The organism is Antarcticirhabdus aurantiaca (genome assembly GCF_009765365.1).
GTDB lineage: Bacteria > Pseudomonadota > Alphaproteobacteria > Rhizobiales > Rhizobiaceae > Antarcticirhabdus > Antarcticirhabdus aurantiaca.
This window is the reverse complement of sequence record NZ_VTOM01000020.1, coordinates 1-26,927: the sequence shown is the minus strand read 5'-3', so window position 1 is coordinate 26,927 and position 26,927 is coordinate 1. Positions and strand designations below refer to the sequence as shown.

Here is a 26,927-nt window from a genome sequence, read left to right as displayed (position 1 = left end):
TCCGAGCGGGCGAGGGGATCCCGCCCGCGCAGATAGCGCCCGCGCGCCGTTCGACCCGTTCTCAGTCCTCGACGAGGATGGTGCCGGCGATTTCGATGCCGAAGCCGGTCAGGCCGACATAGTCGCGCTCGGTGGTGGCCAGCACCGCGATGGAGCGGACTTTGAGATCGCGCAGGATCTGCGCGCCGACGCCGACCTCCCGCCAGCGCTGGCGGCGCTTCAGCGCGCTGCCGTGGCGCTCGCCGTCGGCATGGTCGGCCGGCGCGTCGAGGTTCAGCTCGGCGTCGTCGATCTGCGGCGTGCGCAGAAGCATCAGGACGCCGTGGCCGGCTTCGCGGATCTTGTCCGCCGCCTGGCTGACCCAATCCTGACCTTGGCGGGGCCGGGCGAACTGGTCGACCACGGGCTGCTCGCGATGGATGCGCGTCGGCACCTTCTCGCGTCCGCGCACGTCGCCGAACACGGCGACGACGTGCTGCATCTCGTCGAAGGGCGTCTCGTAGACGATCAGCGTCGCGGGCATGCCGGCCACCGTGGTCTTCTGCTCCTTGATCGGCGTCACGAAGCTTTCGCGCCGGATGCGGTAGGAGATGAGATCCTCGATCGAGACGATCTTGAGCGCGTGCTCCTTGGCGAACTCGATGAGTTCGGGCAGGCGCTTCACCGTGCCGTCGTCGTTGACGACCTCGGCGAGGATGCCGACCGGCGGCAGGCCGGCGAGCGTCGCGAGGTCGGTGCCGGCTTCGGTGTGGCCGGAGCGGGTGAGGACGCCGCCCTCGCGCGCGATCAGCGGAAACATGTGGCCAGGGCGCAGGAAGTCGGAGCCGACCGCGTTGTCGTTGGCGAGCGCGCGGGCGGTGTTGGCCCGCTCGTCGGCGGCGATGCCCGTCGTCATGCCGATCTTGTAGTCGACCGAGATGGTGAAGGCGGTGCGCATCGGGTCGAGGTTGTTGGCGACCATCGGCGGCAGGTTCAGCCGCTCGGCGCGATCCGCCAGCATCGGCACGCAGATGATGCCGCTGGTGTGGCGGATCATGAAGGCCATGGTCTCGGGGCTGGCGCGGCTCGCGGCCATGATGAGGTCGCCCTCGTTCTCCCGGTCGGTGTCGTCCACGACGATCACCAGCTCGCCCCTTTCGATCGCGGCGATCGCGTCTTCGATCCGGTCGAGTTCCATGGCGTTCCGCTTTCCCGCTTGCGACGTAACTGTTTGATCCAAGCGTCTAGTGGCTGACGCAGGCCGGATCAATCGACATGCGAGGCTTGTCCTCAGCCTCGCCCGCGATAGAGCGGAACGCCCTGGTCGGGCAGGAATGCGCCTTCGGGCGGCGCGCCGGTCTGCCAGAACACGTCGATCGGAATGCCGCCGCGCGGGTACCAGTAGCCGCCGATCCGCAGCCAGAGCGGCCGCGTCGCCTCGACGATCCGGCGCCCGACCGTCACCGTGCAGTCCTCGTGAAAGGCGCCGTGGTTGCGGAAGCTGGTGAGGAACAGCTTGAGCGACTTGGATTCGACGAGCCGCGCGTCGGGCGCGTAGTCGATCACGAGGTGGGCGAAATCCGGCTGGCCGGTCACCGGGCAGAGCGAGGTGAACTCCGGGCAGGTGAAGCGCACGATCGCCGGCGGCCCCTCGCCGCGCGTGTAGGGAACGGTTTCCAGAACGGCTTCGTCGGGGCTCGCGGCGGGACGGCTGTCGCGGCCGAGCTGAGTGAGATGGGGGTCAGTCAAGCGGGGCTCCTGATCGTCGGCGGGGACGCTCTCGCGGGTAATCGGGACGCGAATACGTTTCAATCGCGAAATCCATCCATCACGCCGCGTTGAAATTTCGCGTGATCCGTCATAAAGCCGGCGCAGCCAGGCCGGGCCCCTCTGGCAGCCACGCGGCTGCGATGTCGGACTGGCGGACGATCCCACTCGCGCCGCTGCGTCGCGACCTGCCGTCCGCCGAACCAGAAGGGCGGTGCGTCGGGGCCGAACGGGCGTCGCATGTCACCGTTCGCGGTCACGAAAGGCCCTCCATGTTCGAACTCCTCACGCCCGAAGGATGGTTGGCCCTCGGCCAGATCATCATGATCGACGTCGTCCTCGCGGGCGACAACGCCATCGTCATCGGCCTCGCGGTCGCCGGCCTGCCCAAGGAGCAGCGCGCCAAGGCGATCTTCTGGGGCATCGCCGCGGCGACCGGCCTGCGCATCGCCTTCACCGTCGTCGCCACCCAGCTCCTCGGCATCTTCGGCCTGCTTCTGGCGGGCGGCATCCTGCTCCTGTGGGTCTGCTGGAAGATGTGGACCGAGCTGCGCGTGTCGCATCACGACGCGGACGGCGAAGCGGGACTGTCCGGCGCCGAGACCGGCGCGCCGCGCAAGACCTTCCGACAGGCGGCGACGCAGATCATCCTGGCCGACGTGTCGATGTCGCTCGACAACGTGCTCGCCGTCGCCGGCGCCGCCGAGGGCCATCACTGGTCGCTCCTCGCCTTCGGCCTCATCCTGTCGATCGCGCTGATGGGCCTTGCCGCCAACTTCATCGCCAAGCTCCTGAACCGCCACCGCTGGATCGCCTATGTCGGCCTCGCCGTGATCCTGTTCGTCGCGGTGGAGATGGTGCTGAAGGGGCTCGTCCAGGTCTACCCGCCGATCGGCGAGTACATCCCCTTCGCGGTCAAGGACACCGCGCATCCGGCCCTGCCGGCCGGCGCCGAGGTGCCGGCCGCGGCACCGGCGACGCCTGCGCCCGCACCCGCGGCGCAGTAATAAGCAACCCTCGACGATCGATCGGGGTCGCTTCGCGTCGCCGGCGGTGTCAGACTGAGAACGCCGCGCCCGCGTCATCGGGCGCGGCGTCCTTCGTTGGGGAGCCCCGGCAGCGGTGATCGAAAAGCTCGAATACTTCATCGCGCTGGCCAGCGAGCGTCATTTCGGCCGGGCGGCCGAGCGGCTCGGCATCACGCAGCCGACCCTGTCGGCCGGCTTGCGGCACCTGGAGGAGCAGCTGGGCGTGACGCTCGTCAACCGGGGCTCGCGCTTCCAGGGCGTGACGGCTGAGGGCGAGCGCGTCCTCGCCTGGGCGCGCCGCATCGTCGGCGACGTGCGCTCCATGCGCGACGAGATCGCCAGCGGGCGCGCGCAGCTCAGCGGAACGCTGCGCATCGCGGTCATCCCGACGGCCCTCGCGGTCGTATCCCGCCTGACGACCCCCTTCCACGACAAGCATCCCGACGTCGCCTACGACATCCAGTCGATGACCTCGGCCGACATCGCGCAAGGGGTGGAGGACTTCGAGGTCGACATCGGCCTGACCTATATCGAGGACGAGCGGGTGCGGCGGCTCGATACGCGCTTCCTTTATGCCGAGCGCTACTGCCTCGTGACGACGGAGGGCAACGCTTTTTCCGAGCGCGCCGAGGTGTCCTGGGCCGAGGTCGCCTCGATCCCGCTCTGCCTCCTGTCGAGCTCCATGCAGAATCGCCGGATCCTCGACCGGCACCTGACCGCCGAGGGACGGCAGGTGCGCACCGTTCTCGAGTCCAACTCCATGGTCGCGCTGATCACCCACGTGCGCACCGGCCGCTTCGCCACCATCATGCCGCTGCGAACGGCCGAGATCCTGCGGTTCGGGGCGCCCATCGTGATGGTGCCGATCGCCGGCGGGGTGAGCTATCGCATCGGCCTCGTCACCGCCCGCCGCGCCCCGCGCCCCGCGCTCATCGAAGCCTTCTGGAACGAGGTGGCCGCGGTCGGCCTGTCTTGATAGATATCCTCTATCAAAGAACGCTTCGTTGCGCTTGATCTTCGGCGTGACTGCTGCCTAAGCTTGGAACGGTTCGAAGTTCGGAATGGAGGGCGCTTTGACCGTTTTCAAGGCGTTCGACGCCGAGGACGCCGCCGGGATCATCGCCGAGCTGAAGCATCTCGAAGGACCGCTTCTGCCGATCCTCAACGCCTTTCAGGCGCGATACGGCTTCGTCGGCGAGGACGCGGTGCGGCTCGTCTCGGCCGCGCTGAACCTGTCGCGCGCCGAGGTCTACGGCGTCGTGTCCTTCTACCATGACTACCACCAGGCGCCGCGCGGCCGGCACGTCCTCAAGGTCTGCCGGGCCGAGGCCTGCCAGGCGCGCGGCAGCGACGCCGTCGCCGAGGCGGTCGAGAAGGCGCTGGGCGTGTCGTTCGGTGAAACGACGCCGGACGGGCAGGTGACTTTGGAGGCCGTCTACTGCCTCGGCCTTTGCGCCAGCGGACCCTCCGCGATGATCGACCACGGCCGGCTCGTCGCGCGGCTGACGCCCGCCCGCGCCGAAGCGCTCGTCGAGGAGGTGATGCTGTGACCACCCGCATCTTCGTGCCCCTCGACAGCGCCGCGGTCGCCTGCGGCGCCGACGAGATCGCCGACAGCTTCGCGCGCGAGATCGCCCGCCGCGGCCTCGACGCGGTCGTGGTGCGCAACGGCTCGCGGGGCATGGCCTGGCTGGAGCCGCTGGTCGAGGTCGAAACGGTCGACGGCCGCGTCGGCTACGGTCCGGTGGAGCCGGAGGAGGCTGTGGCGCTGCTGGATGGCGCGCTGCTGACCGGTGGCAGGCATCCCAAGCGCGTCGGCCTCGTCGACGAGCATCCGTTTCTCAAGAACCAGACGCGCCTGACCTTCGCGCGCTGCGGCATCACCGACCCGCTCTCGCTGGACGATTATCGCGCCCATGGCGGCCTCGAAGGCTTGGCGCGCGCGATCGAGCTGGGCGCCGAGAAGACCGTCGCCGAGGTGCTCGAGTCGGGCCTGCGCGGGCGCGGCGGCGCGGGCTTCCCGACCGGCATCAAGTGGAAGACGGTCGCGGACTTCGCCGCCGACCGGAAGTACATCGTCGCCAATGCCGACGAGGGCGATTCAGGCACCTTCGCCGACCGGATGATCATGGAGGGCGACCCGTTCTGCCTCCTCGAAGGCATGGCGATCGCCGGCCTCGCGGTCGGGGCGACCAAGGGTTTCGTGTATCTCCGCTCGGAATATCCGGTCGCGATCCGGATCCTCAGCGAGGCCGTCGAGGTCCTGCGCCGTGAGAAGGTGTTCGGCACCTCCGTCCTCGGCAGCGGGTGCGCCTTCGACGTCGAGGTGCGCGTCGGCGCTGGCGCCTATGTCTGCGGCGAAGAGACCGCGCTGCTCGACAGCCTGGAGGGCAAGCGGGGGCAGGTGCGCTTCAAGCCGCCGCTGCCTGCGCACAAGGGTCTTTTCGGCAAGCCGACCGTCATCAACAACGTCGTGACGCTCGCCTCCGTGCCGGTGATCCTGGCCAAGGGCGCCGGCTTCTACAAGAATTTCGGCATGGGCCGCTCGCGCGGGACCATGCCCCTCCAGATCGCCGGCAACGTGAAGCATGGCGGCCTCTACGAGGCGGCGTTCGGCCTGACGCTCGGCGAGATCGTCGACGGTATCGGCGGGAACACCGAGAGTGGGCGTCCGGTGCGCGCCGTCCAGGTCGGCGGGCCGCTCGGGGCGTACTTCCCCCGCTCGCTCTTCGACATGCCCTTCGACTACGAGGCCTTCGCGGCGAAGGACGGCCTGATCGGCCATGCCGGCATCGTCGTCTTCGACGACAGCGTCGACATGATGAAGCAGGCCCGCTTCGCCTTCGAGTTCTGCGCCGTCGAGTCCTGCGGCAAGTGCACGCCCTGTCGCATCGGCGCGGTGCGCGGGCGCGAAACGGTGGAGAAGGTGATGCGCGGCGAGCGCGTCGCCGAGAACCTCGCCCTCGTCGAGGACCTCTGCAACACGATGAAGTTCGGCTCGCTCTGCGCGCTCGGCGGCTTCACGCCGTATCCGGTGATGAGCGCCCTGACGCACTTCCCCGAGGATTTCCACGGCACGCCGCTGCGGGAGGCTGCGGAATGAGCGCGGCTTTTCAGAAAAGGGCGCTCTTCGCCTCTCCCGCTCACGGAAGAGGGTGCCCCCAAGGGGCGGGCGAGAGTTTCTCCAGAAAGCGCAGCGTGGGCGGAAACAACCCTCGTCCGCCTGCCGGCACCTTCTCCCGAAACGGGAGAAGGGAGCAGCTTCGATGCCCTGCTATTGCTCCGACCCTTTGGAGGGTGACATGAGCCTCGTCCACGAGATCGACTACGGCACGCCGAAGTCCCGCGCCGAGAAGACGGTGACGCTCACCGTCGACGGCTTCGCCGTCACGGTCCCCGAGGGCACCTCCGTCATGCGCGCGGCGACGGAGGCCGGCATCGGCGTGCCGAAGCTCTGCGCGACCGACATGATGGACGCCTACGGCTCCTGCCGGCTCTGCGTCGTGGAAGTCGAGGGCATGCGCGGGACGCCCGCTTCCTGCACCACGCCGGTCGTGGAGGGCATGAAGGTCCGCACCCAGACGGAGCGCCTGAAGGCGATCCGCAAGGGCGTCATGGAGCTCTACATCTCCGACCATCCGCTGGACTGCCTGACCTGCGCGGCCAACGGCGACTGCGAGCTTCAGACGCAGGCCGGTGCCGTCGGCCTTCGCGAGGTGCGCTACGGCTACGAGGGTGAGAACCACCTCGGCAAGGCCAAGGACCAGTCGAACCCCTACTTCCAGTTCGACCCGTCGAAGTGCATCGTCTGCTCGCGCTGCGTGCGCGCCTGCGGCGAGGTGCAGGGCACCTTCGCGCTGACGGTGGACGGGCGCGGCTTCGACTCGCTGATCTCGGCCGGCACGAGCTACGACGACTTCCTCTCCTCCGAATGCGTGTCCTGCGGCGCCTGCGTCCAGGCCTGCCCGACGGCGACGCTGCAGGAGAAGTCGGTCGTCCAGATCGGCACGCCGGACCGTTCCGTCGTCACCACCTGCGCCTATTGCGGCGTCGGCTGCTCGTTCAAGGCGGAGATGCGCGGCGACGAGCTGGTGCGCATGGTGCCCTACAAGGACGGCAAGGCGAACCGCGGCCATTCCTGCGTGAAGGGCCGCTTCGCCTTCGGTTACGCGACCCACAAGGACCGCATCCTCAACCCGATGATCCGCGACCACTATTCCCAGCCCTGGCGGGAAGTGTCGTGGGAAGAGGCCTTCGCCTTCTCGGCAGCCAAGATCAAGGACATCCAGGACCGTCACGGCCGCGGCTCGGTCGGCGCGATCTCCTCCTCGCGCTGCACCAACGAGGAGGTCTATCTCGTCCAGAAGCTGGTGCGCGCCGGCTTCGGCAACAACAACATCGACACCTGCGCCCGCGTCTGCCACTCGCCGACGGGTTACGGCCTCAAGACCACCTTCGGCACCTCGGCCGGCACGCAGGACTTCGATTCCGTCGAATACACCGACGTCGCCCTGGTGATCGGCGCCAACCCGACCGACGGCCACCCCGTCTTCGCCTCGCGGCTGAAGAAGCGCCTGCGCGAGGGCGCCAAGCTCATCGTCATCGACCCGCGCCGCATCGACCTCGTGCGCACGCCCCATGTCGAGGCCGAGCACCACCTGGCGCTGAAGCCCGGCACCAACGTCGCGATGGTGACCGCGCTCGCCCACGTCATCGTCACCGAAGGCCTCGTCAACGAGAGCTTCGTGCGCGAGCGCTGCGACTGGGACGATTTCCAGGAATGGGCCGCCTTCGTCGCCGAGGAGCGCCATTCGCCGGAAGCGGTGGAGCGCGTCACCGGCGTGCCCGCCGAGGAGGTCCGCAAGGCCGCGCGCCTCTACGCCACCGGCGGCAACGGCGCGATCTATTACGGCCTCGGCGTCACCGAGCACTCCCAGGGCTCGACCACCGTCATGGCCATCGCCAACCTCGCCATGGTGACCGGCAATATCGGCCGCGTCGGCGTCGGCGTGAATCCCTTGCGCGGGCAGAACAACGTGCAGGGCTCCTGCGACATGGGCTCGTTCCCGCACGAGCTGCCGGGCTATCGCCACATCTCCACCGACGAGGTCCGCTCGATCTACGAGGACCTCTGGGGCGTCGTGATCGACAAGGAGCCCGGGCTTCGCATCCCCAACATGTTCGACGCGGCGGTGGAGGGCACCTTCAAGGGGCTCTACGTCCAGGGCGAGGACATCCTCCAGTCGGACCCGGACACCAAGCACGTCTCGGCGGGCCTTGCCGCCCTCGAACTCCTCATCGTCCACGACCTGTTCCTGAACGAGACCGCGAACTACGCCAACGTCTTCCTGCCCGGATCCTCCTTCCTGGAAAAGGACGGCACCTTCACCAACGCCGAGCGACGCATCAACCGCGTGCGCAAAGTGATGGCGCCGAGGAACGGCCTCGCCGACTGGGAGGTGACGCAGCGCCTCGCCCAGGCCATGGGCCTGGACATGAACTACGGCCATCCGTCCGAGATCATGGCCGAGATCGCCGCGACGACGCCCTCCTTCGCCAACGTCACCTACGACCTCCTGGAGCGCATGGGCTCGGTGCAGTGGCCCTGCAACGAGACCTTCCCGGAAGGCGCGCCGATCATGCACGTCGACGAGTTCATGCGCGGCAAGGGCAAGTTCGTCATCACGGAATACGTGCCGACCGACGAGCGCACCGGACCGCGCTTCCCGCTGCTCCTGACCACCGGTCGCATCCTGTCGCAGTACAATGTCGGCGCGCAGACCCGGCGCACGCAGAACGTCCTGTGGCATGACGAGGACGTCCTCGAGATCCACCCGCACGACGCCGAGCAGCGCGGCATCCGCGAGTCGGACTGGGTGCGCCTCGACAGCCGCTCGGGCTCGACCTCGCTGCGGGCGCGGATCACGACGCGCGTCGCGCCGGGCGTCGTCTACACGACCTTCCACCATCCCGCGACGCAGGCCAACGTCATCACCACCGACTTCTCCGACTGGGCGACCAACTGCCCGGAATACAAGGTGACGGCGGTCCAAATCTCGCCCTCCAACGGCCCGACCGACTGGCAGGAGGATTATCGCGAGCTGACGGAGGAAAGCCGAAGGATCGCCGTTGCCGAGGCGGCGGAGTGACGTCCGACACGGATAGCGCGACGCGGACGCTGCTCCCTTCTCCCGCTGGCGGGAGAAGGTCCCGGCAGGGGGATGAGGGTGGCTCATCGCAGGCGCTGCGTCGTGCGGGTTCTTTGCATGGCTGCTTCGCGGCCGACACCCTCACCCCCCGCCTTCGGCGGGAACCTCTCCCGCAAGCGGGCGAGGGAAACAGCGCCTTCTTCGGACCTCTCGCGTGACCGACCTCCCGCCGCCCGCCCGCCACATCCGCTCCATCGCCTTCCGCTCCGGCGGCTTCACTGTCGGCGAGCGCGCCGTGCCGGACGAAACCGCGGTGGCGATCTCGATCAACGGTTCGACGCACGCCGTGATGATGGCGACGCCGCGGAACGTCGAGGATCTCGGCCTCGGCCTCGCCCTGAACGAGCGCATCGTCTCGCATCCCCGCGAGATCGAGCGGATGGAGGTCGCCGAGACCGAGGCCGGCATCGACTGCCGGCTCTGGCTGAACGAGGCGCGCTCCGCCGGCTACACCGCGCGGCGGCGGATGATGACGGGGCCGGTCGGCTGCGGCCTCTGCGGCGTCGAAAGCCTGGAACTCGCGGCGCCGCCTCTGTCCTCGGTCGCAGGCGCCGGGCTCGTCGTCGCGCCGGACGACATCGCCAACGCGATGGACGCGATGTACGCGGCGCAGGCGCTGAGCCGGCTGACGCGCGCCGTCCACGCCGCCGGCTTCTTCGTGCCCGGCCGCGGCCTCGTCGTTTCGCGCGAGGACGTCGGCCGGCACAACGCGCTGGACAAGGTCGCCGGGCACCTCGCGCGCGACGGCGTCGATCCGGCCTCCGGCTTCGTCGTCGTGACGAGCCGCGTCTCGGTCGAGCTGATCCAGAAGGCCGCGGTGATGGGCGCGGGGCTGCTCGCCGCCGTGTCCGCGCCGACGGCGCTTGGCGTGCGGACCGCGGAGGAGGCGGGGCTCACCCTCGTCGCCGTGGTGCGCGGCGCCGAGTTCGAGATCTTCACTCATCCGCACCGCATCGCCGGCGCGCTCGAAGCCGGCAGGGAGCGGCCCGATGGATTCTGACAAGCTCGTGCGCATGGCGAACCAGATCGCCACCTTCTTCCAGTCGGCGCCGATGGGCGCGCGCTCGCCCAACGTCGCCGAACACATCAATATGTATTGGGAGCCGCGCATGCGCCGGCAGCTGTTCGAGCGGGTCGAGGCGGGCAAGACCGAGGGCATCCATCCGCTGGTGCTGGAGGCACTGCCGGAGATCCGCCGGCCCGAGGCACCGCTGGAAGCGCGCACCACCACCGCAACCGAAGGCTGAGGCGCCGACGCGCGGGCGCAGCGCGCGCCAACCCGGCATTAACCCTGGTCCGGCTACATAGACCCCGTCGTTCACCATGATCAGGACGGGTCAACCATGCGGCGCCAGCACCTCGCGGGCTTCGGGCTCCTTCTTTGCGCCTCCGCGCTCGCCGGCTGCGCGGGCATGCCGAACCGGCAGGCCGCATCCACCGACCTCGCCGAGGCGCCGGGTCTCGCCGCCGCCGACGCGCCGAGCCTCGCCTTCGCGGCGGAGGAGGGCGGTGCGGCGAAGACGCAGGCCGGCTTCCCGCTCGCCCGCTCCTTCGCGCCGCTCGCCGGCACCTCGCCGCTGAACGGGCGCACGATCCACGTCGGCGCGGTGGCGGACCTGAAGCTCGAGCTCAAGGAGGTGGTGCTCAGCTTCGACGACGGCCCGATGCCGGGCAAGACGCGCAAGATCCTCGACACGCTCGATCGCTACGGCGTCGGCGCGACCTTCCTGATGGTCGGGCAGATGGCCGACGCCTATCCCGACATCGCCCAGGACGTCGCCCGCCGTGGCCATGCCATCGGCTCCCACACCGAGCGCCACAAGAACCTGCGCACGCTCTCGGCCGATGCCGCGATGGCGGAGATCCACGAGGGCGAGCGCAGCGTCGACGCCGCGCTCGCGCCCGCGGGCCTGGAGGCCGCGCCCTTCTTCCGCTTCCCCTATCTCGCGGACACCGCGACGCTGCGCTCGCGCCTCGCGGACGAACACACGGTGCCGATCGACGTCGACATCGACTCCAAGGACTACTTCCGCTCCACGCCGGACGCCGTGCGCGCCCGGACGCTGGCGGCGGTGGAGAAGCAGGGCAGGGGCATCATCCTGTTCCACGATATCCACGGCGGCACGGCCGCGATGCTGCCGGGCCTCCTCGCCGACCTCCAGGAGCGCGGCTACAAGGTGGTGCGCCTCGCGCCGATGCCGGCGGACGGCGTGCTCCTGGCATCCGTGCCCTCGATGCAGGTTCAGCGGTAGACCCGGCGCCGCCGCTCGGATAGAGGCTCGGTCCATGACCCAGCCTCTTCCGACCCGCGGCTTCGCAGCCTTCCTGTTCGACATGGACGGGACGATCCTCACCTCGATCGCCGCCACCGAGCGCTGCTGGGGCGCCTGGGCGCGCCGCCACGGGCTCGACGTCGAGGCCTTTCTGCCGACGATCCACGGCCAGCGGGCGATCGACACGATCGCCCGGCTGAACCTGCCCGGCGTCGACCCGATCGCGGAAGCGCACGACCTTCTCCAGGCGGAGATGGAGGACATGGGCGGCATCGAGGCGATAGCCGGCGCTTCGGCCTTTCTCGGCGCGCTGCCGCCGGAGCGCTGGGCGATCGTCACCTCCGCGCCGCGCGATCTGGCGCTGCGCCGCCTCGCCGCCGCCGGACTGCCGCCGTCGGCGACCATGATCACGGCCGAGGACGTGACGCGCGGCAAGCCGGCGCCGGACTGCTTCCTTCTCGGTGCCGAGCGCCTCGGCGTCGATATCCGCGACTGCGCCGTCTTCGAGGACGCGCCCGCCGGCATCAAGGCGGCGGAGGCGTCGGGCGCGTCGGTGGTCGTGATCACGGCGCTCCACACGCACCCGGTGGATGTGCCCCACGCGACGCTGAAGGGGTATGACGGGCTCGCGGCGGCCGCCGACGGCCACGTGCTGCGGCTGACGGCGAAGGGCTGACGGCGAAGCTGCTCCCTTCTCCCGCTGACGGGAGAAGGTCCCGGCAGGGGGATGAGGGGCCCGAAGGGCGGGCGAGACGCGTGGCTCGCCCAGGGGTGCCGAAGGCGAAGGACGCTTTGCGACGTTGGTCTTCGCTCGGCCGCTTGCGCGGCCGACACCCTGCGCACCCACCGAACTCACGCTCGCCACCCTCTCCCGCAAGCGGGCGAGGGTGGCAGCGCTTTGCCCGGCCGGGTTCCGCCGACGGCCGTGCGCCTACACCACCCCCGCCGGCACGTGTGCCGGGGCCGGATCGTCCTCGATCACCTGCGGCGCTTCCCGCGTCGGCTGGCGCGTGAAGCCCTTGAGGCCGGCGTGATACTCGCGGTCGCGCTCGATCTCGATCGGTGAGGTGGCGTAGGCGGTGACGAGTTCGGCGAGCGAGCGCAGGGCGTGGACGTGGATGCGCTCGTAGCCGTGGCTCGCGTCGACGCCGAAGGTGATGAGTGCCGTGCGCACGTCGTGGCCGGCCTCGACGGCCGACGCCGAGTCCGAGCGGTAGTAGCGGAAGACGTCCTTCTGGAAGCGGATGTCCTCCTCGCGGCAGAGGCGCACGAGTTTCTGCGTCAGGTGGAAGTCGAAGGGGCCGGTCTGGTCGGCCATGGCGATCGTCACGCCGAACTCCGACGAGTTCTGGCCCGGCGCCGTGGTGCCGTTGTCGATCGCGACCATCGAGGCGACGTCCGGCGTCAGGATCGAGGCCGCGCCGACGCCGACCTCTTCCGCGATGGTGAAGAGGAAGTGGATGTCGACCTCGGTCTCGGCCTTCTCGCGAGCGAGCGCCTCGGCCGCGGCGAGCATGACGGCGACGCCCGCCTTGTCGTCCAGGTGGCGCGAGACGATGTAGCCGTTCTCCAGGAATTCGGGCTGCGGATCGATGGCGACGATGTCGCCGACGTCGATGCCGAGCTTCCTGGTTTCCGCGTCGGTGCGGGCGATCGCGTCGATGCGCAGCTCGACATAGGGCCAGCCGACGGGGAGGGTGTCGATCTCCTCGTTGAAGGTGTGGCCCGAGGCCTTCAGCGGCAGAATCGTGCCGCGATAGGTGCCGGCCTCGGAGAAGATCGTCGCGCGCGCGCCTTCGGCGAAGCGCGCCGACCAGTGGCCGATCGAGACGAGCTCCAGCCGGCCGTTCTCCTTCAGGCGCTTCACCTGCGCGCCGAGCGTGTCGACGTGGCCGACAATGGCGCGGGCGGCCGCGCGACCCTTGCCGCGATGGATGGCGATGATGCCGCCGCGGCGCGTCAGCTCGACGTCGAGGCCGAGCCGCTGCACCTCCTGCGTGACGTGGCGCACCACCGTGTCGGTGTAGCCGGTCGGGCTCGGGATCTTCAGGAGGGCCTTCAGCTGTTCGGTGAGGTACTGCGCGTCGATGGGAAGACGGGCCAACGGGTCAATCCTTTGCCGACGATCGGTCGAGCGATCCGGTCCGCGTAGATACGGGCACCGACAGCGGGAACAAGAGGTCGACGAATCGCTCGGCGGTCGGCTGCGGCTCGTGATTGGCGAGGCCCGGCCGCTCGTTGGCCTCGATGAAGACGTAGCTCGGCTCGCCCGGATCCTTGATCATCAGGTCGATGCCGGTGACCGGGATGCCGATGGCGCGGGCCGCCGCGATGCCCGCCTCGACGAGCCGGGGATGGACGATGTCGGTGACGTCGTGGATCGTGCCGCCGGTGTGGAGGTTGGCGGTCTTGCGCACGGTGACGCGCGCGCCCTGCGGCGGCACGTCGTCCATCGCGAAGCCGGCGAGCGCCACGCAGCGCTCGGTCTCCGCGTCGAGCGGCACGCGGCTCTCGCCGCCCGTCGCGGCCTGACGGCGGCGCGACAGGGCCTCGATCAACTGGCGCACGGTGGAGCGCCCGTCGCCGATGACCACCGGCGGCTTGCGAAGAGCGGCGGCGACGAGCTTGTAGTCGATGACGACGAGGCGCAGGTCGTCGCCCTCGAAGCAGGCCTCCAGGATCACCTCGGCGCACTCGGCCTTGGCCGCGGCGACGGCGGCTTTCGCCGCCTCGATGTCGGTCACGCCGACCGCGATGCCGCGGCCCTGCTCGCCGCGGGCGGGCTTCACGACGATGGAGCCGTGGCGATCGAGGAAGGCGGCGAGGGCCTCGTCGTCCGAATAGGTCTCGGCCTCGGCGACCGCCACGCCGGCGCCCTGGACGAGGCGGCGCGTCACCGACTTGTCGTCGCAGATCGACATGGCGACCGCCGAGGTCAGTTCCGACAGGCTTTCGCGGCAGCGGATCGAGCGCCCGCCCTGGACGAGGCGGAAGAAGCCGCCCTTGGCATCGATGATTTCGGCGTTGATGCCGCGCCGCCGCGCCTCGTCGACGATGATGCGGGCATAGGGGTTCAGCCCCGACAGCGCCTCGCTGGAGCCGATGAAGAGGCGCTCGTTGATCGGGTTCTTGCGCTTCACCGCGAAGAAGGGGATGCGGCGGAACTTCAGCTTCTCGTAGAGCGCGATGGCGCCCTCGTTGTCGTGCATCACGGAGAGGTCCATGTGGGCGCAGCCGCGCGCCTGGAAGTGCTCGGCGAGCCGGCGCACGAGCGCCTCTCCGATGCCGGGATGGGTCGCCTGCGGGTCGACCGCGAGGCACCAGAGCGAGGAGCCGTTCTCCGGGTCGGCGAAGGCGGGCCGCCCGTGAACGCCCGTCACGGTGCCGAGGATCTCGCCGGTCGTCTCGTCCTCGGCGACGAGGTAGGTGAGGACGCGGCTGTCGCGGTTCGCCCAGAAGAACTCGGGATCGACCTCGACCATCTGGCGCGCGAGGTAGATGCGGTTGACCGCCTTGGCGTCGGCCTCCGAGGACAGGCGGCGCACGAAGAAGCCGCGCGGCCGGCGCCGGCTGGAGCGGTAGGTGGCGAGGTCCAGCCGATAGGTGTGCGAGGGGTCGAGGAACAGCTCGACCGGCGCGTGGGCGAGAAGGACGTGCGGGTCGCGGACGTAGAAGGCGATGTCGCGGCGATCGGGCGCTTCCTCGCGCAGCGCCGCCGCGAGCTTGGCCGGATCGGAAAAGGTCTGCGCGAAGACGAGCCGTCCCCAGCCGCAGTCGAGGATCGCGTTCTCGGTTGTCGCGGCGCGGCCGAGCCCGTTCTGCGAGGTGGAGGGCCGCACGCTCAGGAGCCGGGCGCGCTTGAGCCGGTGGCCGCCGGCGCGGAAGCGGATATCGCTCATCGTCTCGTTCTCCCGGTCAGAGAGCGTTTTCCTGGAGCCAGAGTTCCAGGAGGGCGACCTGCCAAAGTTCCGAGCCGCGCAACGGCGTGATGTGGGACGCCGGCTCGGCGAGGAGGGTGTCGAGATAGCCCTGCTGGAACAGGCCGCGCTCGCGGGCCCTCTGCGAGCCGAAGGCGTCGCGCACCATGTCGAGGGTCGGGCCGGCGAGGTATTTGAGCTGCGGCACCGGGAAGTAGCCCTTGGTGCGGTCGATCACGGCGTGCGGGATGACGAGGCGGGCGGCATCCTTGAGGACGCCCTTGCCCCCGTGCTTGAGCTTCTCCGAAACGGGCAGGCGGGCGGCGAGCTCGACGAGCTCGTGGTCGAGGAAGGGGACGCGCGCTTCCAGGCCCCAGGCCATGGTCATGTTGTCGACGCGCTTCACCGGATCGTCCACCAGCATGACGTTGGTGTCGAGCCGCAGCGCCTTGTTGACGGGGTCCTCGGCGCCGGCCCGGGCGAAGTGGCTCCGCACGAAGTCGAGGCTGTGATCCGTGTCGCCGACCCATTCGGGCGAGAGGTGGGTGCGCAGGGTGTCGTGGCTGCGGTCGAAGAAGGCTTCGGCATAGGTCGCGACCGGGTCGCGCGAGCCGGCCATCGGCGGATACCAGTGATAGCCGCCGAAGACCTCGTCGGCGCCCTGGCCGCTCTGCACGACCTTGATGTGCTTCGAGACCTCCCGCGACAGGAGGTAGAAGCCGATGTTGTCGTAGGAGACCATGGGCTCCGACATGGCGCGGATCGCGCCCGGCAGGTTTTCCAGGAGCTCCGATCCGGCCACGAAGATCCGGTGGTGGTTCGTGCCGTAGTGCTTGGCGATGAGGTCGGAATATTCGAACTCGTTGCCGACCTCGCCGTTCGCGTCCTCGAAGCCGATCGAGAAGGTGGACAGGCCCGCCTGGCCCATCTCGGCGAGAAGGCCGACGATGACCGAGGAATCGACGCCGCCGGACAGGAGGACGCCGACCGGCACGTCCGCCACCATGCGCCGCGCGACGGCGAGGCGCAGCATCTCCAGCACCTTGTCGCGCCAGTCGTCGGCGGACAACCTGTCGTCGCCCGGCTGCGGCGCGAAGTCGGGCGACCAGTAGACGACGTCGTCGAAGCGCCCGTCCGGCTGGACCATGCGGGTGGTCGCCGGCGGAAGCTTCCTTACGCCCTTCAGGATCGTCATCGGCGGGGGCACGACGGCGTGGAAGGTCATGTAGTGGTGGAGGGCGACCGGGTCGATCGAGGTGTCGATGCCGCCGCCCTTCACGATCGCCTGCAGCGAGGAGGCGATGAGGAGCCGGTTCTCGTCGTGCGACAGGTAGAGCGGCTTGATGCCGAAGCGGTCGCGCGCGAGGCAGACGCGGCCGCTCTCGCGCTCGTGGATCGCGAAGGCGAACATGCCGAGGAAGCGCTTGACGCAGTCGCGGCCCCAGGCGTGGTAGGCCTTGAGGATGACCTCGGTGTCGCCGGTCGAGAAGAAGCGGTAGCCGAGGCCCTCCAGCTCGCGGCGCAGCTCGGGATAGTTGTAGATGCAGCCGTTGAAGGCGATGGTGAGGCCCAGCTCCGGGTCCTCCATCGGCTGGGCGGCCTTTTCCGACAGGTCGATGATCTTCAGCCGGCGGTGGCCGAAGCCGACGCGCCCGCGCACGATCTGGCCGGCGCCGTCCGGCCCGCGGCGGTCGAGGCAGCGGCCCATCCGCTCGATGCGCTCGGGCGAGGCCGCCGTCCCGTCGAATCGGATTTCACCGCAGATTCCGCACATGCCTCGGCCTCGCTCGCTGGGAACAACAGGGTGCCGGCGCGGGAGGAAGAGCGTCGGCCTGTTGCAGCGCATATAGGCGAAGGATCCGAGGCTCCAACCGCCGGATGAGCCTCGTCGGCCGCTCGCGTCAGGCGAGCGGCGCCGCGCGGCGCCGCGGCAGGTTGCTCGACAGGTACCAGCCGGTGGCGGCGAGGACGATCGCGGTGCCGACGAGAGCCGCCGTCCCCGGCGTCTCGGAAAAGGCGAGCCACACCCAGAGCGGCCCGAGCACCACGTCGAGGAGGCCGATCAGGCCGGCCTCGCCCGGCGGGATGAAGCGTCCGCCATGCAGGAAGAAGAGGTAGGCGAGGGCGCTGGTGGTGACGCCGAAGACCGCGAGAAGCACGAACTGCTCCAGGCTCGGCAGGCCGGCCGGCATCAGCGGCAGGCAGGCGAGGAAGCAGACGAGCGCGGCGAGGCCGTTGATCGAGGCCATGGACATGCCGGGCTCGCGCCGCGCCAGGATCAGGAGAAAGGCGAAGCCGGCCGTCATCGTGAAGGCGAGGAAGATGCCGAGGAGGTCGGCCGGCCGCACGGCCCCGGCCGTCATCACGAGGATGCCGGCGAAGGAGGCGAGGCTCGCGACGACCACCCGGCGCGAGGGCTTCTCGCCCATCCAGAGATAAGCGATGCCCACCGCCAGGAAGGGCAGTGTCGCGTACATCGTCATGACGTTGGCGACCGTCGTCATGGTGAGCGCGGCGACGTAACCGTACATCGACACGGCCGAGACGGGGATGGCGAGCCAGCCCCAGGGGCCGAGCGTGCCCAGCACACGGCCGACGCGCCGGCCGTGCTGGACGAGGAGGATCAGGAAGAGCGAGAGCGCGGCGAAGAAGGCGCGCCAGCCGAGCGTCTGCCAGACGTCGAGGTCTATGGCGCGCACGAAGAGGCCGGCGGAGCTCCACAGCACCGTCGCCCCGGCGACGAAGGCGATGCCGAGAAGCCGAGTGCGATCGATGCCCATGCGCCGTGCCGTCCGCGATGTGGAGAAGACCCGGCGCGAACAGGATCACTCCGGCGCGCGAAGTTCAAGGCCGCAGCAGCACCTTGCCGCGGTTCATGCCCTTCAGCGCCGCGGCGAGGCGATCGGGGGCCTCGGAGAGCGGCATGACCTCGGAAACGTCGGTCTTCCAGGCGCCGGAGACGAAGCGGGCCTGCACCGTCTCGAAGGCTTCGCGGCGCTGGTCCGGACTGGCGGCGCCGAGCCATTCGGTGAGCCAGAAGCCCTCGATGCGCTTCCCCGAGAAGACGAGCTGGCCGAGGCTCGGCAGCGGCGGGGACGTCGGCGAGAGCTTGCCGTAGACGATCCAGCGGCTCTTGCGCCCCATGGAGCCGAAGATCGCGGCCGACACTTCGTCGCCGACGGCGTCGAGGAGGATGCGCGGATCGCACTCGCCGATCATCTGCTTCAGCATGGCCGGAAAGTCGTCGCGCGCGCTGTTCAGGACGAAGGCGCCGAGCCCTTCCATCAGCGAGCGATGCTCCTCGCGCCGCACGACCGCGACGGGCGTCAGCCCCTCGTCGCGCCCGAAGCTCGCCATCAGGCGGCAGAGCTGGCTGGCGCCGGCGGTCATGACGAAGCTCTTCGCCCCCGCCTCCTTCGCGAGCCGCACCATGGCGAAGGCGGTGAGCGGGTTGACGATGAGCGCGGCCGCGTCCTCGTCGCGTAAGCCCGGATGGAGCGGCACGCAGGTGCTCGCATCGGTGAGGGCGTAGGTCGCCCAGGCGCCGCTGCCGCTCTTCACCACGGAGATCGCGACCCGGTGGTTCATCAGCCGCTGCGCCGCCGGGTCGTTGCCGGCCGCGACCACGGTGCCCATCGCTTCGAAGCCGGCCGGCACGCCCTTGCGGCGGGGCTGGCCGTATTCGCCCTTGATGTAGTGGAGGTCGGACGGGTTGATGTTGGCAAGGCCGACCTTCACCAGCACCTGCCGTCCTGACGGCTGCGGCACGGGCAGGCTTTCCAGGCTCACCCAGTCGGCGAGGTTCTCGATCGTCGGCCCTTCCGAACGGCCGGAATAGCCGTCCTCGCGGCAGACGAGGCCCTGCATCGTGTCGGGTAGCGTCATGGATCTTCTCCCTTCGCGCCTTGGCTGCGGCAGATAGGGGTGGAGCCGGCGCTGGACAGGCGCGCGGCCGGCATGGCAAGCCGGCTGCGCGACAAGCGGGAGGAACCCCATGGTGCAATCGCTCGCCGATCGGCTCTTCGGCGTGTCCGGCAAGACCGCGCTGGTGACCGGCGGCGCGACGGGCATCGGCCGGATGATCGCGGCCGCGCTCGTCGGCGGCGGCGCCCGCGTGCTGATCGCCTCGCGGAAAGTCGAGGCCTGCGAGGCCGCGGCGGCGGAGATCAACGCCGAAGGGCATCCGGGCCGCGCGGAAGCGCTCGCCGGCGACGTGTCGACGGAAGCGGGCGTCGCCGCGCTGGCCGAGGCCGTCGAGGCGCGCGCCGAGCACCTGCACATCCTCGTCAACAATGCCGGAACCTCCTGGGGCGCGCCGCTCGGCAGCTTCCCGCACGCCGCATGGGAGCGCGTCCACGCCGTCAACGTCGCCGGGCCGTTCTCGCTGACGCAGCGCCTCCTGCCGCGGCTCGCCGCTGCGGCCTCGGACGAAGACCCGGCGCGGGTGATCAATCTCGGCTCGGTGATGGGGACGGCGGCGCTCGGCGACGGCGCCTATTCCTACGCGGCCTCCAAGGCGGCCATGCACCACCTGACGCGCATCCTCGCCAAGGAGCTCGCCGGCCGCCGGATCACCGTCAACGCCTTCGCGCCGGGACCCTTCCCGAGCAAAATGACCGCCTTCGCCACGGGCACGGCCGAGGGCGCCGCGCGCACCGCGGCGGGCGTGCCGCTCGGGCGCATGGGGACGCCCGAGGACATCGCGGGCGCGACGCTCTATCTCTGCGGCCGGGCGGGCGCCTACGTCACCGGCGCGATCCTGCCGATCGACGGGGGCATCGCCGTGATGTCCGGTCCGGCGCTTTTCGGGGACGAATGATGGCTTTTTCCAGCGTGGCCGAAACCGAAGCGGCGCTGCGCGCCCGGCTCGTGCCGATCGACGCCTATCGCGCGCACAAGGAGGGCGAGCCGCTCGTCTCCGATTGGCTGACGGTCGACCAGGGCATGATCGACCGCTTCGCCGATGCCACCAACGATTTCCAGTTCATCCACGTCGATCCCGAGCGCGCGGCGCGCGAGACGCCCTACGGCGGCACGATCGCCCACGGCTTCCTGACGCTGTCGCTCCTCTCGGTGCTCGCCTATGACGCGCTGCCGGGCGTGATCGGCACGCGAATGGGCGTCAACTACGGCTTCGAGAAGGTGCGCTTCATCACGCCGGTAAAGGCCGGCGCCAGGGTGCGCGGAAGCTTCCGAATGGTCGACCTCGTGGAGCGCGCCGTCAGCCTTCAGACGCACTGGGCCGTCGACGTAGAGATCGAGGGGGCGGCCAAGCCCGCGCTCTCCGCGCACTGGATCACGCTCGCCGTCCTCGACGCTCCGGTGGGCTGAGACGGCGCCTCAGCTCTCGGACAGGCTGATCGCGTCGGTGGTCGGCTGGTCGTCGGCCGGCTCCTCGACGGCCTCGCAGAACACCGTCATGTCCGTCGGCTCGACCTGTCCGACGAAGTCGGCGAAGGCGACCTCGGAGGCGTCGCGGCCGATGCCGATGCGGACCAGACCGTCGAGTGCGGCTTGGCGCGTGCCGTCGAAGAGGTACCAGCGCCCGCCGAGATAGGCCTCGAACACGGCGTGGAAGTCGGGCGGGTCGAGCTTCCAGGCATAGGCGCTGACGTAGCGCGCGGGGATGCCGAGCGAGCGGCAGAGCGCGATGCCGAGATGGGCGAAGTCGCGGCAGACCCCGGCGCGATCGACCAGCGTGACGAGGGCCGAGGTGTGGGCGTCGGAAGACCCCCGCAGGTACTCGATCCGCTCGTAGATCCAGTTGCAGATCGCCGTCACGCGCTCGTGGCTGGGGGGCAGGTCGCCGAAGTCCGACAAAGCGGCGCGCTGGAGCCGGTCGGACTCGCAGAAGCGGCTGGGGTAGAGGTGCGGCAGGACCGGGAAGGGCAGGGTCTTGAGGTCGATCGCCGACACGCTTTTCGGATCGCGGCGCTCGGGCGTGTGTTCGACCACGGCGTCGTAGGTGACCGAGACCGCCCCCTTCGGCGCCTGGAAGCGGATGTAGCGGTTGCCGCTTTCGGGCATGACGTAGGTTTCGAGCGGCACGTCGGGCTCGACGACGAGCTTCTCCTCGAGAACCGTCTGGTTCTCGCAATGCGCGGCCTGGATGTTGAAGACGAAGCCGGAATCCACCTTCGCGTCGTAGGTGAGACGGCACCCGACCTTGAACCGCATGAGCCTCGTTCCCTCTACCGTGCCGCAACCCCAGCGTTTGTGGCGCTGCGAAAAGATGCGCGGCGCCGAAAGGTTCCCGGCCATCGACGTGTTCCCAATGCGGCGCTATCGTTCGGCCGGTCTGCCAGGGAGTGCGCATGCCCGATCCAACGCCGAACCGCGACACCTCGTCCTGGCCGAAGGCCGTGTTCTTCGACCTCGACGGAACGCTGGTCGATTCCGTCCCCGACATCCACGAGGCGCTGAACGAGACGTTGGCAAGCTACGGCGAGCCGCCCTTCACGCTGGAAGCGGTGACGCGCATGGTCGGGCGGGGCGTGCCCGTCCTCATCGAGCGCGCTTATGCGAGCCTCGGGAAGGACATCGACCCGGCAACCCGCGACAAGGTCGTGGCGCGCTTCCTGTCGATCTACGGCCCGCGGGCGGCGCGGCTTTCCACGCTCAACGCCGGCGCGAGCGAGACCGTGCGGCGGCTGAACGAGGCCGGGATCGCGATCGGCTGCGTCACCAACAAGCCGGAGGCCGAGACCCGCGAGATCCTGGCCCATTTCGGGCTGGAGGACCTGATGGCCGTCGTCGTCGCGGGCGATGCCGGGCCGGAGAAGAAGCCGGCGCCCGGGCTTCTGCTGCTGGCCGCCGAGCGCGCCGGGATCGATCCAGGCGACGTTCTCTTCGTCGGCGATAGCGAGAACGACGTGGCGGCGGCGCGCGCGGCGGGGATGCCGATCCTGGTGCTGCGCGGCGGCTATACTGCGCTCGCGGCCGAGGACCTGGGTGCCGACGCCGTCGTGGATCGCCTCGACGCGATCGAGCCGTATTTCGCCGCGCTCGGTCCCGTAGGCCACGGATCCTGAAGCGCTGGAACGCGTGGGGCTCCACCGCCGTTCGACGGGCAAGGACCGGCGGGCGAGGGCGCCCGCGCGGTTCGCCGGAGGATCCGAGGAGACGAGATGAGCGAACTCACCTACACCATCGTCCAGCACGACGGCGGCTGGGCCTACAAGGTCGGCGACGTCTTCTCGGAAACCTATCCGAACCACGACGCCGCGCTGAAGGCGGCACGCGACGCCGCCGCCCGCCAGAGCTTGGCCGGCGAGACCGACGGCATCACCTACGAGGACGCCGATGGCCAGTGGCACGACGAGATCGCCCGCGGCGACGACCGACCGGAAACGCGGGTCGTGGACGGCGGCAAGAGCTAGGCGCGGCGGCAACGCTTGTCCCTTCTCCCGCTGGCGGGAGAAGGTGCCGGCAGGCGGATGAGGGTGCTGTCGAAGGCACGCGACGCGTCGCGACGTTTTTTGCTGGCCGCTTGCGCGGCCGACACCCTCACCCGGCCGGCTTTCGCCGTCCCCTGGTCGAGCCGCTCGTCTCGCCCGTCCTTGCGGACCCCTCTCCCGCGAGCGGGCGAGGGGAGGCGCCATTACCGGGCGAGGTCGCGGCCGTTCACCCCTTCGTCGCCATCTGCACTTCGCGGGAGCGGCCGAGATTGCCCATCCATTCCACCAGCCGCGGCTCGTGCTCGATCTGGTGGGCGTAGTGGCGGCGCAGCGCCTCGACGAGGCGGCCCTGGCGCGACAGGAGATCGTCGGCGAAGCCGATCATCACGGAGTTCGGCCAGGCGCGGGGGCGGATCTCGCGCAGGCGCGCGAAGAGGTCGTCCTCGATATCGTCCGGGTCGCTCTGCGCCATCAGCGTGATCATCGCTGCGGTCGAGCGCGACACGCCCATGTGGCAGTGGACGAGAAGGTGGCCGTCCCGGCCGGTCTCGGCGATGTCCGAGCCGAAGGCGAGGATCGCCTCGAGATCGTCCAGCTTCGGCATGATCTGGCCCGGGAGCGGGTCGATGATGTCGTGGAAGTGGAGCGTCGTGCGGCGATGCTCGCCATAGGCCTCGAAGGCCGGCAGCTCGGGAAAGCCGGGATCGAGGATCGACAGGACGTGCGTCACTCCCGCGCTCTGCAGCGAGGGAAGCTCCTCGATGCCGCAGATCGTGCGGGTCGAAACGGCGATGGTCTTCGTCGGAAGGGCAGACTCGGAATTCATGAGGCTCTCGGGACCGGTCAGGAGGAGACGAGCTCGCGCGTTTCGGCGAACTCGACGCTCGGGAAGTGCTTGCGGGCGTAGTTCAGTTCCCACGAGTCCTTCGGCAGGAAGACCGGCCTTTCGTCGCGGTCGCGCGCGACCTGCATGGTGTTCGCCTCGATGAAGGTCTGCAGCGTCTTCTCGTCGGGCGCCGAGATCCAGCGGGCGGTGGTGTAGGGCACGCTCTCGAAGGAGATTTCGGTCTTGTACTCGCCGCGGATGCGCGAGGCGAGGACGTCGAGCTGGAGCGGGCCGACGACGCCGACGATCCAGTTCGAGCCGAAGATCGGCCGGAAGACCTGGACGAGGCCCTCTTCGGCGAGGTCCTCCAGCGCCTGGCGCAGCTGCTTCACCCGCATCGTGTCGGCGAGGCGCACGCGGCGCATCACCTCGGGGGCGAAGGAGGGCAGGCCGGTGAAGCGGAAGCTCTCGCCCTCCGTCAGCGTGTCGCCGACGCGCAGCGTCCCGTGGTTCGGGATGCCGATGACGTCACCGGCAAAGGCTTCCTCGGTGAGCGCGCGCTCCTGCGCGAAGAAGTAGATCGGGTTGTTGATCGCCAGCGCCTTGCCCGAGCGCACGTGGTTCAGCTTCATGCCGCGTTTGAAGTGGCCCGAGCAGAAGCGAACGAAGGCGACGCGGTCGCGGTGGTTGGGATCCATGTTGGCCTGGACCTTGAAGACGAAGGCCGAGACCGCCTTGGAGGTCGGCTCCACCTCGCCCTTGTCGGAGGGCTGTGGCCGTGGGGAGGGCGCGTGGGCGGCGACGATCTTCAGGAGCTGGTCGACGGAGAAGTCGCGCAGCGCCGAGCCGAAGACGACGGGGGTAAGGTGTCCCTGGCGGTAGGCCTCGGCATCGAAGGCGGCGTAGCCCTCGGTCGCGAGCTGCGCCTCGTCGCGGAAATGGCCAACGACGTGTTCCGGCACGAGCCCGTCGAGCTTTGCGTCGAGGACGCCGTTCGTCGGCGTCACGGTGTCGAAGGGACCGTGGGCGCGCGCCTTGGAATGGAGGAAGTCGCCGGAGGCGAGGTCGAAGCAGCCGGCGAAGTCCGAGCCCATGCCGACCGGCCAGACCATCGGCGCGACGGACAGGGCCAGCGTCGATTCGATCTCGTCCAGGAGCTCGAAAGGGTTCTTGCCCTCGCGGTCCACCTTGTTGACGAAGGTGATGATCGGAATGTCGCGCAGGCGGCAGATCTCGAAGAGCTTCAGCGTCTGGGCCTCGATGCCCTTGGCCGCGTCCACCACCATGATCGCGCTGTCGACGGCGGTGAGGGTCCGGTAGGTGTCCTCGGAGAAGTCCGAGTGGCCGGGCGTGTCGAGGAGGTTGAAGGTGATGCCCTCGCGCTCGAAGGTCATGACCGACGACGTGACGGAGATGCCGCGCGACTGCTCGATCTCCATCCAGTCCGAGCGCGCACGCCGGTTCTCGCCGCGCGCCTTCACGGCGCCCGCCATGTTGATCGCGCCGCCGGCCAGCAGCAGCTTCTCCGTCAGCGTCGTCTTGCCGGCGTCCGGGTGCGAGATGATGGCGAAGGTGCGGCGCGTCGCCGGGCCTTGCACAACAGGGGCTCTCGCGGCGGGCGAGGTCATGACGTTCATGCGAAAAGGGTCCTTGGCCGCGAAAACCGGGTCGATGCGGGGCGTCTCGGGGTCGCGCTTCACATGAACCCTGGGGAACCTCCTTGCAAGAGGCGCACCGCGCCTCGCTTGGCTGTCTACGGGTTGTCTGCCTAAAGATTTGCCGAGGAACGGCCTCTTCCGCCGCGCCATTGACCCGGCTCAACAGGAGACCCCCTTCAATGGTGACCACAGTCGGAACCGAGTCCACCTTCGAGAAGATGGTCGAGAACCTTCTTTATCTCGAGCACGACGCGATCGCAGCCTACGACAAGACCATCGATAAGCTCGACGATCCCGTCGCCAAGCAGAAGATCGCCGAGTTCAAGGGCGATCACGAGCGCCACGTCGCCGAGCTGACCCGCATGGCCGGAGCGCTCGGCGTGACGCCGCCGACGCAGGGCGACGCCAAGCAGATGCTGACCACGGGCAAGATCTCGCTCGCCAGCCTCGTCGGCGACCGGACGGTGCTGAAGGCCATGGCGACCAACGAGATCGAAACCAAGATGGCCTACGATCAGGCCGCCCGGAACGACGCCGCGCCGCCCGAGGCCCAGGGCTTCTTCCGCCAAGCCTTCGCCGACGAAGACCGGCACAAGGCCTGGATGGACTCCGCAGCCGCCGCCTAACGCGGCCACGATCGATCGAAGGGCGGAGCCGGCCGATTCCATCCGAGGCCGGCCGGCTCGTCCCTCGTATCGCGACCGCGACAGGCGAAAAGATCACCTACACTGCGAAAGTGCGAAGGAAACCTACCGTAAGGTGGAATTAATTAGCGTGTCGCATTGTGCCGGCTCCCTCTGGTTCTAGTGGAGATGCGGAGCGATGCGCCTGACGGTCGCGAAGAAACTTGCCGCCTACGTGGCGTTTGCGGTCGTGATCGTGACCGCCGCTTTGGCCGCCCAGCTCGTCACGATCCGTGACCAGCTGTGGACGGATCGCGAAGCGATGCTCAAGATCCAGATCCAGTCGATCCACACGATGGTGGAGGACCTGGAAGCGAAGGTGCAGGCCGGCGCTCTGAGCCAGGAGGCCGCCCAGGACATCGCGCGCTCGACGATTCGACCCATGCGGTTCGGAAACAACGAGTACTTCTTCGGCTACGACTCGAAGGGCAACCGCACCATCTTCCCCAAGCAGGAGGAAGAGGGGAAGAACGTCTGGGACAAGGTCGACACGAACGGCGTCTACATGGTGCGCGAGCTGATCGCCAACGCCAAGGCCGGCGGCGAATACACCCGCTACATGACGACGAAGCTCGGCGAGGAGACGCCCTCTCCCAAGATGGGCTATTCGGAATACATCCCAGCCTGGGACTGGGTGATCGGCGTCGGCATCTACACCGACGACATCGATGCCCTGATGATGCGCCGGATGATCGAGGCTGGCCTCTGGCTCGTCGGCCTGACCGCGCTCCTCGGCCTTGGCGGCTGGGCTCTGTCGCGCAGCCTGACACGGCCCCTGAGCGAGGCGGTCCAACTTGCCGAAGCGATCGGCGCCGGCGACGTGTCGCGCCGCGTCGAGGCGAAGAGCCGGGACGAGATCGGCGACCTCCTGCGCGCCATGAACCGGATGAGCACCAAGCTGTCGGAGATCGTCGGCGCGGTGCGCCTGTCGTCGAGCCAGGTGGCCTCCGGCTCGGCCCTGTCGGCCCAGACGGCCGAGCAGCTCTCCTCCGGCTCGACCGAGCAGGCGGCCGCCTCTGAGCAGGCCTCGGCCGCGGTCGAGGAGATGACCGCGAACGTGCGTCAGAACGCCGACAACGCCGCCCAGACCGAGAAGATCGCCGCCCAGGCGAACGTCAACGCCGAGAAGACCGGCACCGCCGTCGCCCAGTCGGTGGAAGCCATGCGCACCATCGCCGAGAAGATCACCG

The 26,927-nt window shown here is 69.3% G+C and carries 24 protein-coding genes and 1 pseudogene; 15 read left to right on the top strand and 10 right to left on the bottom strand.

Annotated features, from left to right (window positions below):
• Positions 1 to 61 precede the first annotated feature (61 nt).
• Together ribB and queF are read right to left on the bottom strand one after the other, a co-directional pair.
• Positions 62 to 1,177 (bottom strand): 3,4-dihydroxy-2-butanone-4-phosphate synthase, encoded by a 1,116-nt coding sequence (gene ribB / locus FZN60_RS21030; RefSeq protein ID WP_158875481.1) that lies wholly within the window; start codon positions 1,175 to 1,177, stop codon positions 62 to 64.
• Between the two features lie 92 nt (positions 1,178 to 1,269).
• Positions 1,270 to 1,728: a preQ(1) synthase gene (gene queF, locus FZN60_RS21025; protein WP_158875480.1), complete on the bottom strand. Its 459-nt coding sequence runs from the start codon at positions 1,726 to 1,728 to the stop codon at positions 1,270 to 1,272.
• 290 nt (positions 1,729 to 2,018) lie between these two features.
• Between queF and FZN60_RS21020 the strand changes: the two are divergent.
• The 9 genes and pseudogenes from FZN60_RS21020 to FZN60_RS20980 all read left to right on the top strand — a co-directional run.
• A pseudogene (locus FZN60_RS21020) lies at positions 2,019 to 2,633 on the top strand (TerC family protein); the annotation flags it as partial.
• Between the two features lie 235 nt (positions 2,634 to 2,868).
• Positions 2,869 to 3,750, top strand: a complete 882-nt coding sequence (locus tag FZN60_RS21015; RefSeq protein WP_158875478.1) for a LysR family transcriptional regulator — start codon at positions 2,869 to 2,871, stop codon at positions 3,748 to 3,750.
• A gap of 97 nt (positions 3,751 to 3,847) precedes the next feature.
• A complete protein-coding gene (locus FZN60_RS21010) occupies positions 3,848 to 4,324 on the top strand; it encodes a formate dehydrogenase subunit gamma (RefSeq protein WP_439647311.1) in 477 nt (158 codons plus the stop codon).
• Positions 4,321 to 5,877 (top strand): formate dehydrogenase beta subunit, encoded by a 1,557-nt coding sequence (locus FZN60_RS21005; protein WP_158875476.1) that lies wholly within the window; start codon positions 4,321 to 4,323, stop codon positions 5,875 to 5,877. Before FZN60_RS21010 ends, FZN60_RS21005 begins: the two co-directional genes overlap by 4 nt.
• A gap of 199 nt (positions 5,878 to 6,076) precedes the next feature.
• Entirely contained in the window at positions 6,077 to 8,923 is a 2,847-nt protein-coding gene (gene fdhF / locus FZN60_RS21000; RefSeq protein WP_158875475.1) for a formate dehydrogenase subunit alpha, read from the top strand.
• Between the two features lie 214 nt (positions 8,924 to 9,137).
• On the top strand, positions 9,138 to 9,983 hold the full coding sequence (gene fdhD, locus FZN60_RS20995) for a formate dehydrogenase accessory sulfurtransferase FdhD (RefSeq protein WP_158875474.1): 846 nt from the start codon (positions 9,138 to 9,140) through the stop codon (positions 9,981 to 9,983).
• Positions 9,973 to 10,230, top strand: coding sequence for a formate dehydrogenase subunit delta (locus tag FZN60_RS20990; RefSeq protein WP_158875473.1), 258 nt, complete (start codon positions 9,973 to 9,975; stop codon positions 10,228 to 10,230). Before fdhD ends, FZN60_RS20990 begins: the two co-directional genes overlap by 11 nt.
• A 96-nt stretch (positions 10,231 to 10,326) precedes the next feature.
• Positions 10,327 to 11,235, top strand: coding sequence for a polysaccharide deacetylase family protein (locus tag FZN60_RS20985; protein ID WP_158875472.1), 909 nt, complete (start codon positions 10,327 to 10,329; stop codon positions 11,233 to 11,235).
• Positions 11,236 to 11,269: 34 nt separating this feature from the next.
• Entirely contained in the window at positions 11,270 to 11,932 is a 663-nt protein-coding gene (locus tag FZN60_RS20980; protein WP_158875471.1) for an HAD-IA family hydrolase, read from the top strand.
• Between the two features lie 255 nt (positions 11,933 to 12,187).
• On the opposite strand, the gene FZN60_RS20975 is transcribed toward FZN60_RS20980, so the two are convergent.
• The 5 genes from FZN60_RS20975 to FZN60_RS20955 form a co-directional block, all read right to left on the bottom strand.
• Positions 12,188 to 13,360, bottom strand: coding sequence for an osmoprotectant NAGGN system M42 family peptidase (locus FZN60_RS20975; protein ID WP_158875470.1), 1,173 nt, complete (start codon positions 13,358 to 13,360; stop codon positions 12,188 to 12,190).
• 4 nt (positions 13,361 to 13,364) lie between these two features.
• Complete coding sequence (ngg, locus tag FZN60_RS20970) at positions 13,365 to 15,155, bottom strand: N-acetylglutaminylglutamine synthetase (RefSeq protein ID WP_158875469.1); 1,791 nt, start codon at positions 15,153 to 15,155, stop codon at positions 13,365 to 13,367.
• A 16-nt stretch (positions 15,156 to 15,171) separates the two neighbouring features.
• Positions 15,172 to 16,947: an N-acetylglutaminylglutamine amidotransferase gene (locus FZN60_RS20965; protein ID WP_158875468.1), complete on the bottom strand. Its 1,776-nt coding sequence runs from the start codon at positions 16,945 to 16,947 to the stop codon at positions 15,172 to 15,174.
• Between the two features lie 127 nt (positions 16,948 to 17,074).
• On the bottom strand, positions 17,075 to 17,953 hold the full coding sequence (locus FZN60_RS20960; RefSeq protein ID WP_158875467.1) for a DMT family transporter: 879 nt from the start codon (positions 17,951 to 17,953) through the stop codon (positions 17,075 to 17,077).
• Positions 17,954 to 18,017: 64 nt separating this feature from the next.
• The gene (locus FZN60_RS20955; protein ID WP_158875466.1) at positions 18,018 to 19,058 is read right to left on the bottom strand and encodes an alcohol dehydrogenase catalytic domain-containing protein; all 1,041 of its coding nucleotides are present in this window, start codon (positions 19,056 to 19,058) and stop codon (positions 18,018 to 18,020) included.
• A gap of 109 nt (positions 19,059 to 19,167) precedes the next feature.
• On the opposite strand from FZN60_RS20955, the gene FZN60_RS20950 reads away from it, so the two are divergent.
• Entirely contained in the window at positions 19,168 to 19,992 is an 825-nt protein-coding gene (locus FZN60_RS20950) for an SDR family oxidoreductase (protein ID WP_158875465.1), read from the top strand.
• Positions 19,992 to 20,504 (top strand): MaoC family dehydratase, encoded by a 513-nt coding sequence (locus FZN60_RS20945; protein WP_158875464.1) that lies wholly within the window; start codon positions 19,992 to 19,994, stop codon positions 20,502 to 20,504. Before FZN60_RS20950 ends, FZN60_RS20945 begins: the two co-directional genes overlap by 1 nt.
• 9 nt (positions 20,505 to 20,513) lie before the next feature.
• On the opposite strand, the gene FZN60_RS20940 is transcribed toward FZN60_RS20945, so the two are convergent.
• On the bottom strand, positions 20,514 to 21,350 hold the full coding sequence (locus tag FZN60_RS20940; RefSeq protein ID WP_158875463.1) for a transglutaminase-like domain-containing protein: 837 nt from the start codon (positions 21,348 to 21,350) through the stop codon (positions 20,514 to 20,516).
• A 137-nt stretch (positions 21,351 to 21,487) separates the two neighbouring features.
• On the opposite strand from FZN60_RS20940, the gene gph reads away from it, so the two are divergent.
• Positions 21,488 to 22,204, top strand: a complete 717-nt coding sequence (gene gph / locus FZN60_RS20935) for a phosphoglycolate phosphatase (RefSeq protein WP_158875462.1) — start codon at positions 21,488 to 21,490, stop codon at positions 22,202 to 22,204.
• Positions 22,205 to 22,300: 96 nt separating this feature from the next.
• Complete coding sequence (locus tag FZN60_RS20930; protein ID WP_158875461.1) at positions 22,301 to 22,552, top strand: DUF2188 domain-containing protein; 252 nt, start codon at positions 22,301 to 22,303, stop codon at positions 22,550 to 22,552.
• 244 nt (positions 22,553 to 22,796) lie between these two features.
• Here FZN60_RS20930 and FZN60_RS20925 read toward each other — a convergent pair whose 3' ends face one another.
• Both FZN60_RS20925 and FZN60_RS20920 read right to left on the bottom strand, forming a co-directional pair.
• Positions 22,797 to 23,396 carry a tyrosine phosphatase family protein gene (locus FZN60_RS20925; protein ID WP_158875460.1) on the bottom strand — a complete coding sequence of 200 codons (600 nt, stop codon included), beginning with the start codon at positions 23,394 to 23,396 and terminating at the stop codon, positions 22,797 to 22,799.
• Positions 23,397 to 23,413: 17 nt separating this feature from the next.
• Positions 23,414 to 25,033, bottom strand: coding sequence for a peptide chain release factor 3 (locus tag FZN60_RS20920; RefSeq protein ID WP_199266614.1), 1,620 nt, complete (start codon positions 25,031 to 25,033; stop codon positions 23,414 to 23,416).
• A gap of 200 nt (positions 25,034 to 25,233) precedes the next feature.
• Here FZN60_RS20920 and FZN60_RS20915 point away from each other — a divergent pair, with 200 nt between their 5' ends.
• A complete protein-coding gene (locus tag FZN60_RS20915; RefSeq protein ID WP_158875459.1) occupies positions 25,234 to 25,680 on the top strand; it encodes a DUF2383 domain-containing protein in 447 nt (148 codons plus the stop codon).
• 196 nt (positions 25,681 to 25,876) lie between these two features.
• Positions 25,877 to 26,927 (top strand): methyl-accepting chemotaxis protein (locus FZN60_RS29030; protein ID WP_246727038.1); only part of this gene is annotated, 1,051 nt, incomplete at its 3' end.

What these genes read in the sequence shown, in the direction of transcription:
- ribB (WP_158875481.1), bottom strand. Translation starts at nt 1,177, where the DNA reads ATGGAACTCGACCGGATCGAAGACGCGATCGCCGCGATCGAAAGGGGC.
- fdhF (WP_158875475.1), top strand. Translation starts at nt 6,077, where the DNA reads ATGAGCCTCGTCCACGAGATCGACTACGGCACGCCGAAGTCCCGCGCC.
- FZN60_RS20990 (WP_158875473.1), top strand. Translation starts at nt 9,973, where the DNA reads ATGGATTCTGACAAGCTCGTGCGCATGGCGAACCAGATCGCCACCTTC.
- FZN60_RS20985 (WP_158875472.1), top strand. Translation starts at nt 10,327, where the DNA reads ATGCGGCGCCAGCACCTCGCGGGCTTCGGGCTCCTTCTTTGCGCCTCC.
- FZN60_RS20980 (WP_158875471.1), top strand. Translation starts at nt 11,270, where the DNA reads ATGACCCAGCCTCTTCCGACCCGCGGCTTCGCAGCCTTCCTGTTCGAC.
- ngg (WP_158875469.1), bottom strand. Translation starts at nt 15,155, where the DNA reads ATGAGCGATATCCGCTTCCGCGCCGGCGGCCACCGGCTCAAGCGCGCC.
- FZN60_RS20965 (WP_158875468.1), bottom strand. Translation starts at nt 16,947, where the DNA reads ATGTGCGGAATCTGCGGTGAAATCCGATTCGACGGGACGGCGGCCTCG.
- FZN60_RS20960 (WP_158875467.1), bottom strand. Translation starts at nt 17,953, where the DNA reads ATGGGCATCGATCGCACTCGGCTTCTCGGCATCGCCTTCGTCGCCGGG.
- FZN60_RS20955 (WP_158875466.1), bottom strand. Translation starts at nt 19,058, where the DNA reads ATGACGCTACCCGACACGATGCAGGGCCTCGTCTGCCGCGAGGACGGC.
- FZN60_RS20950 (WP_158875465.1), top strand. Translation starts at nt 19,168, where the DNA reads ATGGTGCAATCGCTCGCCGATCGGCTCTTCGGCGTGTCCGGCAAGACC.
- FZN60_RS20945 (WP_158875464.1), top strand. Translation starts at nt 19,992, where the DNA reads ATGGCTTTTTCCAGCGTGGCCGAAACCGAAGCGGCGCTGCGCGCCCGG.
- FZN60_RS20940 (WP_158875463.1), bottom strand. Translation starts at nt 21,350, where the DNA reads ATGCGGTTCAAGGTCGGGTGCCGTCTCACCTACGACGCGAAGGTGGAT.
- gph (WP_158875462.1), top strand. Translation starts at nt 21,488, where the DNA reads ATGCCCGATCCAACGCCGAACCGCGACACCTCGTCCTGGCCGAAGGCC.
- FZN60_RS20930 (WP_158875461.1), top strand. Translation starts at nt 22,301, where the DNA reads ATGAGCGAACTCACCTACACCATCGTCCAGCACGACGGCGGCTGGGCC.
- FZN60_RS20925 (WP_158875460.1), bottom strand. Translation starts at nt 23,396, where the DNA reads ATGAATTCCGAGTCTGCCCTTCCGACGAAGACCATCGCCGTTTCGACC.
- FZN60_RS20920 (WP_199266614.1), bottom strand. Translation starts at nt 25,033, where the DNA reads ATGAACGTCATGACCTCGCCCGCCGCGAGAGCCCCTGTTGTGCAAGGC.
- FZN60_RS20915 (WP_158875459.1), top strand. Translation starts at nt 25,234, where the DNA reads ATGGTGACCACAGTCGGAACCGAGTCCACCTTCGAGAAGATGGTCGAG.